Origin of the sequence: Chroococcidiopsis sp. CCNUC1 (assembly GCF_023546805.1) — a bacterium.
In the GTDB taxonomy this organism is placed as follows: domain Bacteria; phylum Cyanobacteriota; class Cyanobacteriia; order Cyanobacteriales; family Chroococcidiopsidaceae; genus Chroococcidiopsis; species Chroococcidiopsis thermalis.
In genome coordinates this window covers 1,735,949-1,749,223 of the sequence record NZ_CP097480.1, presented here as the reverse complement: position 1 = coordinate 1,749,223, position 13,275 = coordinate 1,735,949, and the positions used below count along the sequence as shown (strand labels likewise).

Annotated in this window: 14 protein-coding genes, 1 pseudogene and 2 riboswitches; of the genes and pseudogenes, 9 read left to right on the top strand and 6 right to left on the bottom strand. The window is 41.6% G+C overall.

Features of this window, described 5'->3' with window-relative positions:
- Positions 1-288: 288 nt before the first annotated feature.
- A riboswitch (cyclic di-AMP (ydaO/yuaA leader) is annotated at positions 289-505 on the top strand.
- 371 nt (positions 506-876) lie between these two features.
- The 4 genes from M5J74_RS08195 (at position 877) to M5J74_RS08180 (ending at position 5,926) form a co-directional block, all read left to right on the top strand.
- Positions 877-2,214 (top strand): ArsB/NhaD family transporter, encoded by a 1,338-nt coding sequence (locus tag M5J74_RS08195; RefSeq protein ID WP_106218843.1) that lies wholly within the window; start codon positions 877-879, stop codon positions 2,212-2,214.
- 155 nt (positions 2,215-2,369) lie between these two features.
- Positions 2,370-2,518, top strand: a riboswitch (cyclic di-AMP (ydaO/yuaA leader).
- Positions 2,519-2,617: 99 nt separating this feature from the next.
- Positions 2,618-3,460 (top strand): nitrate ABC transporter permease, encoded by an 843-nt coding sequence (gene ntrB / locus M5J74_RS08190; RefSeq protein ID WP_250016255.1) that lies wholly within the window; start codon positions 2,618-2,620, stop codon positions 3,458-3,460.
- 166 nt (positions 3,461-3,626) lie between these two features.
- Positions 3,627-5,030: an ABC transporter substrate-binding protein gene (locus M5J74_RS08185; RefSeq protein WP_106218499.1), complete on the top strand. Its 1,404-nt coding sequence runs from the start codon at positions 3,627-3,629 to the stop codon at positions 5,028-5,030.
- A gap of 56 nt (positions 5,031-5,086) precedes the next feature.
- Positions 5,087-5,926, top strand: a complete 840-nt coding sequence (locus M5J74_RS08180) for an ABC transporter ATP-binding protein (protein WP_192157115.1) — start codon at positions 5,087-5,089, stop codon at positions 5,924-5,926.
- 25 nt (positions 5,927-5,951) lie between these two features.
- Here the strand turns inward: M5J74_RS08180 and M5J74_RS32600 are convergent, their stop codons facing one another.
- Positions 5,952-6,080: a hypothetical protein gene (locus tag M5J74_RS32600; protein ID WP_256498734.1), complete on the bottom strand. Its 129-nt coding sequence runs from the start codon at positions 6,078-6,080 to the stop codon at positions 5,952-5,954.
- Here M5J74_RS32600 and M5J74_RS08175 point away from each other — a divergent pair.
- Both M5J74_RS08175 and M5J74_RS08170 read left to right on the top strand, forming a co-directional pair.
- Entirely contained in the window at positions 6,070-6,687 is a 618-nt protein-coding gene (locus M5J74_RS08175; RefSeq protein ID WP_015153646.1) for a universal stress protein, read from the top strand. The two genes, M5J74_RS32600 and M5J74_RS08175, sit on opposite strands and share 11 nt — an antisense overlap.
- Before the next feature lie 74 nt (positions 6,688-6,761).
- Positions 6,762-6,896: an SDR family NAD(P)-dependent oxidoreductase gene (locus tag M5J74_RS08170; RefSeq protein WP_015153645.1), complete on the top strand. Its 135-nt coding sequence runs from the start codon at positions 6,762-6,764 to the stop codon at positions 6,894-6,896.
- Positions 6,897-6,978: 82 nt separating this feature from the next.
- Here M5J74_RS08170 and M5J74_RS08165 read toward each other — a convergent pair whose 3' ends face one another.
- The 3 genes from M5J74_RS08165 to M5J74_RS08155 all read right to left on the bottom strand — a co-directional run bounded on the left by M5J74_RS08165 (position 6,979) and on the right by M5J74_RS08155 (position 10,005).
- Entirely contained in the window at positions 6,979-7,764 is a 786-nt protein-coding gene (locus tag M5J74_RS08165; RefSeq protein WP_106166937.1) for a methyltransferase domain-containing protein, read from the bottom strand.
- Between the two features lie 655 nt (positions 7,765-8,419).
- Positions 8,420-9,193, bottom strand: a complete 774-nt coding sequence (locus tag M5J74_RS08160) for a DUF1350 family protein (RefSeq protein ID WP_015153643.1) — start codon at positions 9,191-9,193, stop codon at positions 8,420-8,422.
- Positions 9,194-9,219: 26 nt separating this feature from the next.
- A complete protein-coding gene (locus M5J74_RS08155) occupies positions 9,220-10,005 on the bottom strand; it encodes a transglutaminase family protein (protein ID WP_106166938.1) in 786 nt (261 codons plus the stop codon).
- 93 nt (positions 10,006-10,098) lie between these two features.
- Between M5J74_RS08155 and M5J74_RS08150 the strand changes: the two genes are divergently transcribed.
- The gene (locus M5J74_RS08150; protein WP_106166939.1) at positions 10,099-10,386 is read left to right on the top strand and encodes an antibiotic biosynthesis monooxygenase; all 288 of its coding nucleotides are present in this window, start codon (positions 10,099-10,101) and stop codon (positions 10,384-10,386) included.
- 33 nt (positions 10,387-10,419) lie between these two features.
- Here the strand turns inward: M5J74_RS08150 and M5J74_RS08145 are convergent, their stop codons facing one another.
- The gene (locus tag M5J74_RS08145) at positions 10,420-11,031 is read right to left on the bottom strand and encodes a hypothetical protein (RefSeq protein ID WP_015153640.1); all 612 of its coding nucleotides are present in this window, start codon (positions 11,029-11,031) and stop codon (positions 10,420-10,422) included.
- A gap of 292 nt (positions 11,032-11,323) precedes the next feature.
- Between M5J74_RS08145 and M5J74_RS08140 the strand changes: the two are divergent.
- Positions 11,324-11,805 (top strand): annotated as a pseudogene (locus M5J74_RS08140) (PD-(D/E)XK nuclease superfamily protein).
- Here the strand turns inward: M5J74_RS08140 and M5J74_RS08135 are convergent.
- Positions 11,802-12,659 (bottom strand): DNA adenine methylase, encoded by an 858-nt coding sequence (locus M5J74_RS08135; RefSeq protein ID WP_250016253.1) that lies wholly within the window; start codon positions 12,657-12,659, stop codon positions 11,802-11,804. The pseudogene M5J74_RS08140 and the gene M5J74_RS08135 overlap by 4 nt on opposite strands.
- A gap of 229 nt (positions 12,660-12,888) precedes the next feature.
- Here M5J74_RS08135 and M5J74_RS08130 point away from each other — a divergent pair, with 229 nt between their 5' ends.
- Positions 12,889-13,095 carry a DUF751 family protein gene (locus M5J74_RS08130; protein ID WP_015153636.1) on the top strand — a complete coding sequence of 69 codons (207 nt, stop codon included), beginning with the start codon at positions 12,889-12,891 and terminating at the stop codon, positions 13,093-13,095.
- Positions 13,096-13,275 lie beyond the last annotated feature (180 nt).

Sequence of the window (13,275 nt, the reverse complement as noted above, 5' to 3'; positions counted from 1 at the left end):
ACGCATAGAGATAGGCATGGCAATCTTCAGTTTATAGGAACCTGCCAGATGGTGGAACCACTCTATCGTTCGATACTTCGGTAAGCAATGCTATGGTACTTCGCCAGTGGTTCGTCCGCATTTCTGCCCCGTAGAGATAGCTGAAAAGCTTTTCGACACTAATAGCAGCTCGATTCCCCTGCTGAAAATTTTGGCTTGATGTTATTGTAATTGTCTGCAAAAATTGCACGCTACCCGGAATAATTTGACGAATTTGAGTAAGAATGTTAAATTTCTCTTCAATAGTTTGAAAACAGTTAGCCTAATCCAGTGGTGTCTGTGTTGAGGAGTTCAAGACTTTAGTAAAACTGGAGCGGAGGAACCAAAATCTGGGGCTTATCTGGTTTAAAGATGAATTAGCAAGAACGAGTATCGAGTTCAGATCTTCATAATTCATCCTTGACAAGAAGAACATCTCTCAGTTCTAGCCCGTCAGCTAACTCCGTAGGCGTTGAGAGGAGACTGAAATAAGCAACATTATCAATAATGTGCTGCTTGGTTCAGCTTCCAAGGCTCGTACTGTTAAGCCTGTTGTACCTGCACTTGAAGAGACTGAAAAATAGCAGATGAAAATCCCACAAAAATCACTGGTAAAAATAAAGCAATTCGCCTTGAAAAATTGTCAGGCACGCAACGCCCACTCTACTAGGCTTGAATTTCAAGCATCAAATAGAACTGCTATAGTTGCGGAATCACAAACAGATGCGATCGCTTCATTACCTTAGCCGTATGTAGCTAACTACCAATAAATATCAAGCGCATTAGTAGAGTTTTGTATGGATGTAAAGCTCTATAACTTTGGTTAGAATAATTAATAATCAAACCAGTAGTAATAATATGGAAAACTGGCAGGCGATCGCTAGCACTATTACTTTCCTTAGTGTCATCTTTTTCGTGATGACAGAATGGATACACTTGACTATCGCGGCATTTTTAGGAGCATTAATTCTTGTTTTTACAAATGTGTTAACGCTAAATGAAGCAATTGGATATATTGGTAATAGCTACTCTACCATTGCTTTGTTTTTTGGCGTAATGGTGTTGGTACGAGCTTTTGAACCTACAAAAGTTTTTGATTATTTAGCCACCCAAATTGTGATTTTAGCTAAAGGACAAGGCAAGCGCTTGCTACTGGGAATTGTGGCAATTACAACTCCAATTTGCGCTTTTTTGCCCAATGCTACAACAGTTATGTTACTAGCACCGCTGATTCCTCCGATTGCAGAGGAAGTAGGGGTAAACTTTGTACCACTACTCATCTTAATGGTATTCGTAGCCAACAGTGCCGGATTACTAACATTGGTAGGAGATCCAGCTACATTTATTGTCGGAGATGCCGTAAACGTCAGCTTTATTGATTACCTCGCGCGCCTCAGTTTAGGTGGAGTTATTGCAGTTATTACTGTGGTTGCAATGCTACCATTTCTATTTCGTAAAATTTGGCATAAAGATTTAGAAGATTTAGAACATCTTCCCCATCCAAAAATTAATCATCCTCAAGTTTTAACATTAGGGATTGTTTTGATTGCTGGTGTTTTAACATTCTTTGTTATTGGGGAAATGTTACCAATTCCAATTTCTCCTGCTGCGGTAGCTTTATTAGGTGCAGCTTTAGCATTGTTACTGTCACATCATAGCAAAATTGATACAGTTAATAATATTTTGCGAGATGTCGATTGGAGTACGTTAATATTTTTTATGTCCATTTTCGTCTTAATTGGTGGACTAGAGAAAACTGGCGTCGTGACTAGCCTTTCTGGTGTTCTAGCAGCAATTTTAGGAAAAAATATTGCTTTAGGTTCGCTAGCGTTACTCTTTTTTGTTGGTATAGTCTCAAGCGTCGTGCCAAACATTCCTTTGGTTGTGGCAATGGTTCCGTTACTCAAACAGTATGTAGTCAATATTGGTTTGGCATCGCCAGTAATTCTAGAAAAAAGTTTTACAGGAGAGTTGCCAGCAGAAGTATTACCTCTGTTTTATGCCATGATGTTTGGTGCAACGTTAGGTGGAAACGGAACTTTAGTTGGAGCCTCTTCTAACATAGTTGCTGCCGGAATTGCCGAACAACACGGACGGCGAATTTCATTTAAAACCTTTCTCAAATATGGTTTACCCGTAATGGCAGTCCAATTAATAGTTGCTGCTATATACGTTACAATTCGGTTTTTGATTTAATTGGTCATTTGTCATTTGCGATTTGCGATCGCTACCCAAAAACTCCGCTCGCTGCCTTACCACTTACCAATTACCAATCACCAATTACCAAATAAATACATATATCTACAGAATGATTGACGGTAGAGAAATAGCGATGATATCTTAGGAAAGTTAGAGTAAGTCAGCCTAATCTAGTCCTTCACATGTATATAGATGAAGCTAGAACGGAGGAACCAATTGTAAGGGGCTTATCTTAATTTAAGAGGGGCATCTCTCAGCCCTAGCCCGTCAGCTAACTTCGTAGGCATTGAGAGGAGACTGAAGAGTAAGCATTATTTCATTAATGTTTTGAACTCATCAGTGTTCCTATCTGGTACTGCTCGATTTTACGTACCTGCGATTAACTCTGAGGAGTATCAATATGATATTTCAGTTAAATCTTGCTACTCTAGCAGTAGCCGGACAAGCTGCGTGGAAAAGGGTTAGACCGATTGTTATCAGGGATGCTGTTCTGTTACCTGCCGATGGTTTCTTGGGCATCATTATTTTGTGGTGGGCGATCGCTCTTGTCAATCCCGAATTAATGCCTACTCCACCACAAGCACTAGTAGCGAATTTAGACTACATTCTCAATCCATTTTACCAACGCGGTCCAGGCGATTTAGGCATTGGCTGGCTATTGTTGGCAAGTCTGCGAAGAGTATTAATCGGATTTGCTTTAGGCGCAGCAGTAGCAATTCCTGTTGGCTTCTTGATTGGAATGTCAAAGCCAGCAATGATGGCACTCAATCCCATTATTCAAATCTTCAAACCTGTATCGCCTTTAGCGTGGTTGCCGATCGCCTTAGCGATTTTTAATTTGGCAGATCCTTCGGCAATTTTTGTAATTTTTATTACTTCTTTGTGGTCCACAATTATTAATACAGCCTTGGGTGTTTCTAGTGTATCGAAAGACTATATCAACGTTGCTAGAGTTTTAGAAATGCCACCTTGGAGACAGATAACTAAAATTATTTTACCCGCTAGTTTACCTTATATTTTTACAGGCTTGCGAATTAGTTTAGGTATCGCTTGGCTGGTAATTGTTGCTGTAGAAATGCTCACAGGTGGTGTTGGGATTGGCTTTTTTGTCTGGGATGAATGGAGTCGCCTCAATCTTAGTTCCGTCTTCCTCGCAGTATTGGTAATTGGCTTAACAGGCTTACTGTTAGACTTCGCCGTTGCCAAAATTGAATCTCTAGTCATCCACCGCCGCCCCGCTTAGAAGAGAGCTGAGGGAGCTGAGGAGGCTGAGGGGGACAAGGGGGACAAGGGGGACAAGGGGGACAAGGAAGCAGGGGAGCTTCAGGTGCAACTACCAACTATCAACTACCAACTACCAATCCCCCCCCACACTCTACACCCTAGTTATTACGCGCCACTCACTTAATATGAACACCAACTGGACGCGACGCGAGTTTTTAGCAGGAATAGGCGCGACAGCGGCGGGAATGTCGCTGGGTGGTTGCGCGATTAGCGGCGACAGAAGCGCCACAGGACTTACAGCAGAAGCCGCAGCTATTGAACAAATAGTCGATCCGAAAACCTTAGAAAAACCAAATTTAACAGTAGGCTACGTACCAGTCAACGACTGCGCCCCATTTGCGATCGCTTGGCAGAAAGGATTTTTCCGCAAGTACGGGCTAAATGTCAAACTCAACCGCGAAGCTAGCTGGGGAACTTCGCGAGATGGCATCATCTTCGGACGTACCGATGCTGCTCCCGTTGTCAGTGGTGCTGTCACCAACGCCAGGACAGGAGCAGAAGGCGCGCGTCATGCCCCCCTATGTGCGGCAATGACAATTCACCGTCACGGCAACGCTATGACAATGAACCGCGCCATGTGGGATGCGGGTTTGCGTCCCTGGCGGGAGTACAATGGCAACTTAGAAGAATTCGGACGCGATTTTCGCAATTATTTTGACAACCTGGCTTCAGAGAAGCGAGTTTGGGCAGTCGTGTTGAGTTCTGCTATTTATGAATATTTCGTCCGCTACCTCTCGGCGGCGGCGGGTGTCGATCCAACCAAAGAATTTCGGATTATTATCATTCCTCCCCCCCAGATGGTGACGAACGTGCGGATTGGGGCGATGCAAGCTTATATGGTTGCCGAACCCTGGAACACTCGCGCCATTACAGGAAATGAGGGTGTAGGTTTTACCTTTGCCCAAGGTAAAGAAGTGTGGCAGGGACATCCAGATCGATTGCTGGGGGTAATGGAAAGCTTTATTACTAACTACCCAAAAACATATCGATCGCTAGTTAAGGCAATGGTTGAAGCCTGTCAGTATTGCAGCAAACCAGAAAATCGGGAGGAAGTTGCTAAAGTGATTTCACAACGTTCCTTTACTGCGGCTAAGCCGAAATTGACCCGCGCTGCGATCGTTGGAGAGTACAACTATGGTGGTTTCGATGACAAAAAGCGGCTGGTCAAAGCACCGGAAACAACAGTCTTTTTCGATTATCCCGCTCACCTTGCCACAATACCAAACGACCATTCCACTTTTTTATGGCAGTCTCAAAGTTTGTGGTTGATGACTCAATCGGTACGGTGGGGACAAATCCCAGAAGTTCCCAAAAATGCCGAAGCTGTAGCCCGAAAAGCCTGGAGAACTGACATATACCGCGAAATCGTCGCCGAAATGGGAATTGAATGCCCGAAAGAAGATTACAAGGTAGAACCAGCCACAGCTTTTATTGACAAAAAAGCCTTCGATCCTAGCGATCCAGTCGGATATCTCAACAGTTTTGAAATTAGAGCAAATCGCCCAAAATCTTTTTTTATGTCTAGTTAATAGTAGTTAGTAGTTGGTATTTCCCCTACTCCCTACTCCCTACTCCCTCTAATCTTATGACCAAATCCACAAGTTTTTATCCTAACCAAAACGAGCTTGACTATAATTCTCGCAACTTCCTAGAAATTAAAAACCTCGTCAAATCTTATCGTAATCCTAATGGCAGTGAATTTGTCGTTCTCGATGGCATCGATTTGACTATAGCGGAAGATGAGTATATTTCTATTATCGGTCACTCTGGCTGCGGTAAATCAACTCTACTGAAAATTGTGGCTGGGTTAGAAAAAGCTACTGCCGGATCGGTAAGGCTGGAAGGGAGAGAAATCCGCAAACCAGGCGCAGAAAGAATGATGGTGTTTCAGCAATATTCCCTATTGCCGTGGTTAACAGTAAGGGAAAATGTTAGGCTCGCAGTAGATGAAGTGATAAAAAATGCTAGCCGTGCCGAAAAAATTAGCATTGTAAACGAACACTTAGCAATGGTGAATTTAACAGCGGCAGCAGATAAGTATCCTGATGAAATATCGGGAGGGATGAAACAGCGAGTAGGAATTGCACGAGCTTTAGCGACTCGTCCAAAAATGCTACTAATGGACGAACCTTTCGGAGCGCTAGATGCTCTCACTCGCGGAAAATTACAAAGACAAGTCTTAGATATTTGGGAACATCAGCGACAGGCGGTGATGATGATTACTCATGACGTAGAAGAGGCAATTTATATGTCCGATCGCATTGTTTTGATGACAAATGGTCCCAACGCTAAAATTGGTGAAATCATCGACGTTCCCTTTCCTCACCCCCGCGATCGCCATGCCATGCGACATTCAACAGAATACGTGGAACTGCGCGATCGCGCCTTAGATTTTCTCGATCGCTATTTCACCCAAGACGAATAATTTATTAGAAGTCAGGAGCCAGAAGTCAGGAGTCAGAAGATAGAAGAATGTATATTGATTTAGCTTCTTCCTTGTCCCCTTGTCTCCCTTGTCCCCCCCTCTCCTTTGTTCCCCTTGTCTCCCACTTACCCAAAGGAAAAACTGTGAACCTCAAACCCATTCTGGCGCGGCTGCAAAATGCTCTAGGTAGTCAAGACGTACACAACTTGATTTTGCGGATGCCAACTGGATATCAAACTCAGAATAATACATCCGAGCGATCGCTAAATTTAGTTGTCGGTTATGACGGTTCTCCTGACAGCCAAGCAGCGTTAGATCTAGCTTTATTAATTGCTCATCAAACTCGCTTGGCGACTCAAAACCAAGTCACAATTCACGTTGTTTATGTCTTAGATGAAGTACAAATAGAGTTACTGACCAAAATTTATAGCTCCAGTTCCTCAAAAGCTTTTCGTCGGGGACAAAAGAAATCTACACCTGTCGCCACTCTCTCTGGAACTCAGGCACTCGCAACCAAATCTAAAACAATTTTGTTAGCACAAGCAGACGAAATTTTATGGCGAGCGCGATGTTTAGCTGAAGCATGGAAAGGTACGTTTGTGGCTCATCTACGATTTGGTTCTTTAGCTACGGAACTCAAAAATATTGTAGAGACTGAAACAGCAGACATAATGCTATTAGGTTGTCATTCTCAAAATAGTTTAGTCATTCGGCAACTAGATCCAAGTCTTCCTTGTGCGATATTAGGAATTTCTGAATAAATGAATAAAATTTATCTAGCCAGAAGTCTAATATCTTTTTAAGACGTTTTTGAAACTTTATAGGATAGAAAAACATGAGCGAAGTTAAAAAAGTTGCGATCGTGACGGGAGCAAATCGCGGTTTGGGTTTAGAAACTTGCCGTCAATTAGCAAAACAAAATATTAAAATTATTCTAACCAATTGCGTGGCTGGCAACTTTAGCGGATGATGGACCTACGAGCAGCTTTTTCCGCGATCGCCAACCGATAGAATGGTAATCTTACTTGTGGCGATCGCATCCGCTCTCTATATTATTGCTCTGATTTGACTGCCCTCGCGCAAACAATCAGCGGGAAACGCGGATCGTTATATTCCAATTTCGCCTTAGCAAAATCATAAGCTACCATGCCTCGGAGTTCTCCAGCAGCTACAAGAGAATTTCCATAAGTTTGTATGTCGATCTGTTCGGCAAGAAAAGATTTAGCTAAGATGTAGTGCAAACCGCGAGCTGTAAAGCGCCAGTATTCGGGATAGGCAGGATAATTGATTGTAATATTCGGTACTGCAATCAGTAATACACCCCCTGGCTTCAAAATACGATGCATTTCTGAAACGATTTTTTCTGGTTCTGCAATTATGTGTAAGACATACGTACAAATGATACAGTCATAAGTATTACTAGGTAGATCGTTTGGTTGAGTTAAATCGGCAACAATAGTTGCATTTGGAATATAATCCTTGTTTAAAACATCTAGCTTGGTAATCCGATCCCTAAAACGAGATGTATAAGTATCGTCTTGAAATTCTAGGCAATGACCTTTAATATCTGCCGTGAATTTTTGTAAATACCAATCTAAATAAACGCGATGAGCGCTATCTCCTCTCTCACACCAGTTTTCTGCTAAAGGCTGCACGCCTACCTGTAGTAGCTCTACTCTTGTTTTGAGCATAAATAAAGGTTTTAATGCTTGCTTGGCAGATTGCTTAAAACTCTTTGGTAGCAGTTGTTTTCCATTATTAAATATTTTCTTGAGCTGCTCAGAAAAACCTTTTGTCTTAGGCGGAAAAAGCTGTCCAATACTATCAAATTGGCTCACAATCCATCTCCTTATACCTGGTTAAAATGGCTATACTTCTAGATCGCTAATATCAGAAACCCAGCGATGTTAAAGAATGTATCTATAGCAGTTCTAAATGATTTTTAAAGTAGGCTTCTAGCCTGCGGCAGGCTAGAAGCCTACTCCACGTTCATGAATCAAATAGGATTGCTATATCAGCAATAATGTACTTGAAACTTAAAATTGATAGGCTGACAAGTCAACTCTGTTCGTGTGAGTTGCAAAGCTCTGAGTTAGCTTAAATTCGTATTGTAGAGTGCAATTCTATAGCTACAAATCTTGTGCGATCGAGCTTAGGTAATATATCAATTCACAACATTTTTAACTCTGTATGTCAGGTATATATGACTAGAGTTATTCCAACTTATAAAATTACTATTATGGTGGCGTAAGTAAAATTTGCATATCTGTGCGCTGGTTTAGAGATAAATACTGCTGTAATGTAGGAGCAATTTGCCTATATGTTAATAAGTTAAGAACTGCATAACTTTAATTCCTCTGTCGCTAGGTGGAAACACAATTAAGTATAGACAATAATTTTATACGTGTTTAAAAAAGCTGAATTTAACTGACTTTATATGTATGCAACAGAGGCGCGATCGAATCTATAGTATTTCTACACGCTCGATCGCCATCACAACATAGAAACGGGATTAAGCCACTGTACGATTGTTTGTCTTAGCTGTCTTAAATCGCGAGAAAACTCTTGCTTAAACCACTGTCCTACTGCATCGAGAGGTGTAAAGTTAGAACCAGTTTGCCATTGTAGGTCTTGACTTAAAGGCGTGGTATGAGTACCGCTGAGGGTTTTTAATGTCACCATCCCAGGAAAGCGTTGATGCAGCAACTTCACCAAAGCTTCAGACTGATCGATCGTGTCATTGGTAAACTTGATCGCTAAGTTGCGGCGAACCTCGTAACGAGTTTGCAACAGAGTATTGGTTTCCAGAGGAGAAGGGGTAAACTCGACAGAGAAGCCCGGATTAAAATTCAACTGCTGTACCAAGGGGATAGCATCTCGCGCCGCATAATTATTGAAAGAAATGAGGATATTACCAGCGCGTTCGACATTGAACAGACTGCCAATCAATAGATGGAGTTTACACCCCATACTATGCCCCACGCCGTAAATTGGTAAATAGCGGCTGCGCAGGAGGGATTTAGCGTAAAGTTGTCCGATCGCATTTTCAAACCCATTCAGTACCGAGCGGGCGATCGCGGTATGATCTAGAGTGTTGACAAACGGCGTAGCAACGACAACGTAATTTTCCTCAGCGAGTTGTTCTAAGAGCCAGCGATACGTCAATTGAGGTGCAGTGGCGACAAACGCACCGCCTAAAAAATGCACGATCCCGATTTGCTTGTGGGGAACTAAAACCCAGTTCCCAGCAATTTCTTTCCATTCCATGAGCTTAGGGAGTGGGGAGTAGGGTTTTAGGTATTAGCTTTATCTACCCAAACTTTCATATTCTTCAATTGTACTGCACCAAATTGGGTAACTAAGGCAACATCAGCCGCATCTCGTCCGTAGGCGATCGCAATTCTATTACCCCTTGGTTCTTTTTGGGTAGCATCAAACGTATACCAACGTCCACCTACAAACGCTTCAAACCATGCGTGCAGATCCATCGGATCTAACTCGTAAAGATATCCTACTACCATCCGCGCCGGAATATTCAAACTGCGGCTTAAGGCGATACCCAAATGGGTAAAATCGCGACAGACCCCTACTTTTTGCTCGGCTGTATCCACAGCAGAAGTAGAAGCATCGCTCGTACCGTAGCGATATTCTATATTTTGCTGAATCCAACTGCGAATCGCCTCTACTTGATCGTATCCAGGTGCAGCATTGCCAGCAATCTCATTTGCTAAATCTCCCAAGCAATCTGCTTGACAATAGCGACTGGGTAACAGAAATTGCAGCGTACTTTCCGGTAAATCCTGTACCAACACATACGGCGCGCCTGGTTGAGTATCAATTTTATCTGCGGTGTCTACTTCAGCTGTAGTTTGTACCTGAAATGAACCTGGAGGCGCTACCATCCGCTGACACAAATTACCATAACTATCGGTATACTCTATAACTTGTGCGCTGGGTTCGATGATGTATTCCTCTCGCATCACCCATTGTCCCAATCCACTGCGAGGTCTAAGCATGAAAATGAGTGGAGTTGGCGCGTTGACTTCATATGTAATTTGACACCCTGCAATCAGCCGCATTCTTACCTCCTCTTGACTTAGTTTATAAGTATTTACATATATGCTATTTAGTACAAAAACTGTATTATTAGCTAGTTTCCTGGGAGGTATTTTATGATTCTTGAGGCAGTAATGCTGAGTGTCAAGTTGGGAATGGAAAGCGATTTTGAAGCAACTTTCAAACAGGCTTCCAGAATTATTTCGGCTATGAATGGGTATTTATCCCACGAATTACATAAATGTATAGAAATTAAAGGAAAATATTTATTACTTGTTAAGTGGAAGACGTTAGAAGCTCATACAGTTGAATTTAGAAAGTCTCCTGAATATCAACAATGGAAAAAACTATTACACCACTTTTACGATCCATTTCCAGTAGTCGAACATTTTGAAAAAATTTAACCGTGGGGTGGGCATTGCCCACCTTACTATTGTCTACTGAGAAGAACTTTCGCTTGTAGTTGTATCTTGACCTAACGTACCCTCAGCAGATGGTGTTTGAGATTCGGTAGTAGCACTGTTATTCTGTTGAGGTTGAGTTGTTTCAGCTTCAGTTTCAGGCTGTGTAGGAGCGGGAGTTGTCATATTTTCGTTCTGCTGTGGAGTAGATGCTGGGGGTTGCAGAACTGGAACTGGTACTTCCTTAATTCTCTCAATAATTGTTTGTTTTTCCGAACTGCGATCGACCGTAGAAGATTCTGTGTTTGGTTTGTCGCTAGGTACGGGAACGAGAACGGGTTGTGGTGTCGATGTAGATGCTTGAGGAGATTGATTCAAATACCAAATAACTCCCGCACTCAAAGCTGCAATTGTTGTCAGCAGAATTCCCAAAAGCAGACCTCGTGCCGCATTTTCATTATCTCTTACAGTTGATGCTCTCTCTTGAGTGCTGCGCTCTGCAACTCGACCGTGTACGTAGCCATGCTGATAAGAATCATTAGATTCAGTTGTCTTTGTCACATTAACATGGGTGTTACCGTTAGCATCTTGATAAGACTCTTGACGCACTTCACGGTTATAGCTATTACCTGGGTTTAGATTAGACATGATTTCAATAAAACTCCTTTCAAGTTATCTAATGTTTTATTTGATACTTGAGTTTAGACAAAATCAGCATAATCCCTGAAATCAAACGAGTCACTCTATCCCCAGAAGGGATCTCTTTCATGCTATTCCTCTATCTTGAGAAGGATTGTTCAAGAAAAAGCTGAGATTCCGTAATTTCTAGTAGTTGCGTTGTGTCTTTATATTTTTGTAGTTAGACTCAGTTTGATAATTAGAGCTTTTACATGGGAATCATAAATTGTAGAAGACTTACAAATCTAGATTCAGGATAAAAATGACACAAGGTGGTAGAGCAAATAAATCAGGTAATGTGTTAGAAAAAATGTTGAAGCAACTTTATTAGCACACGGATACGTTCAAGTAGATAAGAAATTACAGAGAAAAAAACTCTTGCAAAGCCTGCTCAGCTCAACTAATCTATCTAAAAGATATGCAAGACAGGTTTACATAGGACAAGGAATATATGGTACTGATATTTATGTAGACTTTTATATAATTGGTTCTACTACAATTCCCTCCGGTCTAATAATTGAGTGTAAATGGCAGCAATCTGGTGGCTCAGTTGATGAAAAACTACCTTACGTCAACCTAAATGTGCTAACTTGCTATCCTGCGCCAGCCGTTGTGTTAATTGACGGTGGAGGAATGAAACCAGGAGCAATTGCTTGGCTAAACGCACAAGTTACTATAAATAGTAATTTATTAGCAGTTCATACACTCTCTAGTTTTATTGCTTGGGCTAACAATCATCTTTAATATGAAGTTACCAATAACTCATTAATTTTTCCTCTTCTCTCAGCTTTAGAATTAATAGCTCTGGCTGCTAAAACTTTGTGAATTTTAAAATCTTGATACAATTCTTGAATGAAAGAACAATCGGAATTAGATAACATGACCTTAACCCCACGCCGAGCTAATTCTGCAAATGTATCTCTCAATCTAATCTGATCTTTTTCGTTAAAAGAGTAACGACTATAACCTGTAAAGTTACTAGTATCGCTCAAGGGATGGTAGGGTGGATCGAAATAAACAAAATCCTCTGGCGTTTTAGCAAAATCTAAAATAGCATCAAAAGGTCTAACCTCTATGACTACAGATTGAAGAGAGACTGAAACTAAACGCAATAACTCTGCATTACAAATAGTAGGATTTTTGTATTTTCCCATTGGGACATTAAACTCTCCTTTAGAGTTTTCACGGTATAAACCGTTAAAACAAGTTTTATTCAGATAAATTAATCGCGCTGCCATTTCCACAGGCGTTCCTGTGAACTGCGATCGCACCCGATAATAATAATCGCGATCGTGCTGTTCTTGATGCCGTGCCAACAACTCGATTAATTCCTCAACGCGATCGCGCACGCAACAATACACATTGACCAATTCAGGATTAATATCTGTCAGTACTGCTGGAAACTTTTGTGTCGGTTTATCGTTTCTAGCCACTCCATACAAGTAAAAAAAGACTGCCCCTCCTCCCAAAAATGGCTCGTAGTACGTAGCAAATTTTTGAGGAAAGTAAGGAATATATTGAGAAATCAACTGGCTTTTACCACCCGCCCATTTTAAAAACGGACGCGGAAGGCTTAACTGGAGTGACTGACGTAGCATTCAAAGAATTGAGTAGTGAACAGTTATCAGTTATCAGTCTAGAGACGTTACATGTAATCTCTGTACAAAGTTATCAGTGGCTAGTGAAAGCGTGGCTGGTGACAAGAATTGAGTCAAGCCACTAGCTACCAGCCACCAGCCACTCACGAATGACCAATAACAAATTGCTATAGAATAAACGTAATTCACATGAAAAAAATTTAACAGCTAGACAAGGCTTACAAATCAAATGTTTGATGGCTTCTGGGAAAACGTCTCTCGCTACCCCCGCTACTTTGTCACAATCGTCTTGGGGATTTTCTTAAACGCCATATCTCCATTGACTCCCCTATTCAAGCGTCCCACAACCGCGATCGCGATCGTCGGTATGTTTGTTGGGTTATCTTTGTTCGTCCTATTTACCCTCCGCGCTATGTTGGGCTTAAGCCCGTCATAAAATAGCGAAGTAACGCGAGAATAAGCGTATAGCCGATCGCCAACTTAATAAAGCAAATGGAATCAGTATTATAATCTTTTGCCTGCTGCCTTCTTGCAATAGCTAATAGACTAGAAAAGTTGGGTAGAACCATTGGCTGGCTCTACTGATTTGATTCAAGTATGAGGAAGGGTTATTGTT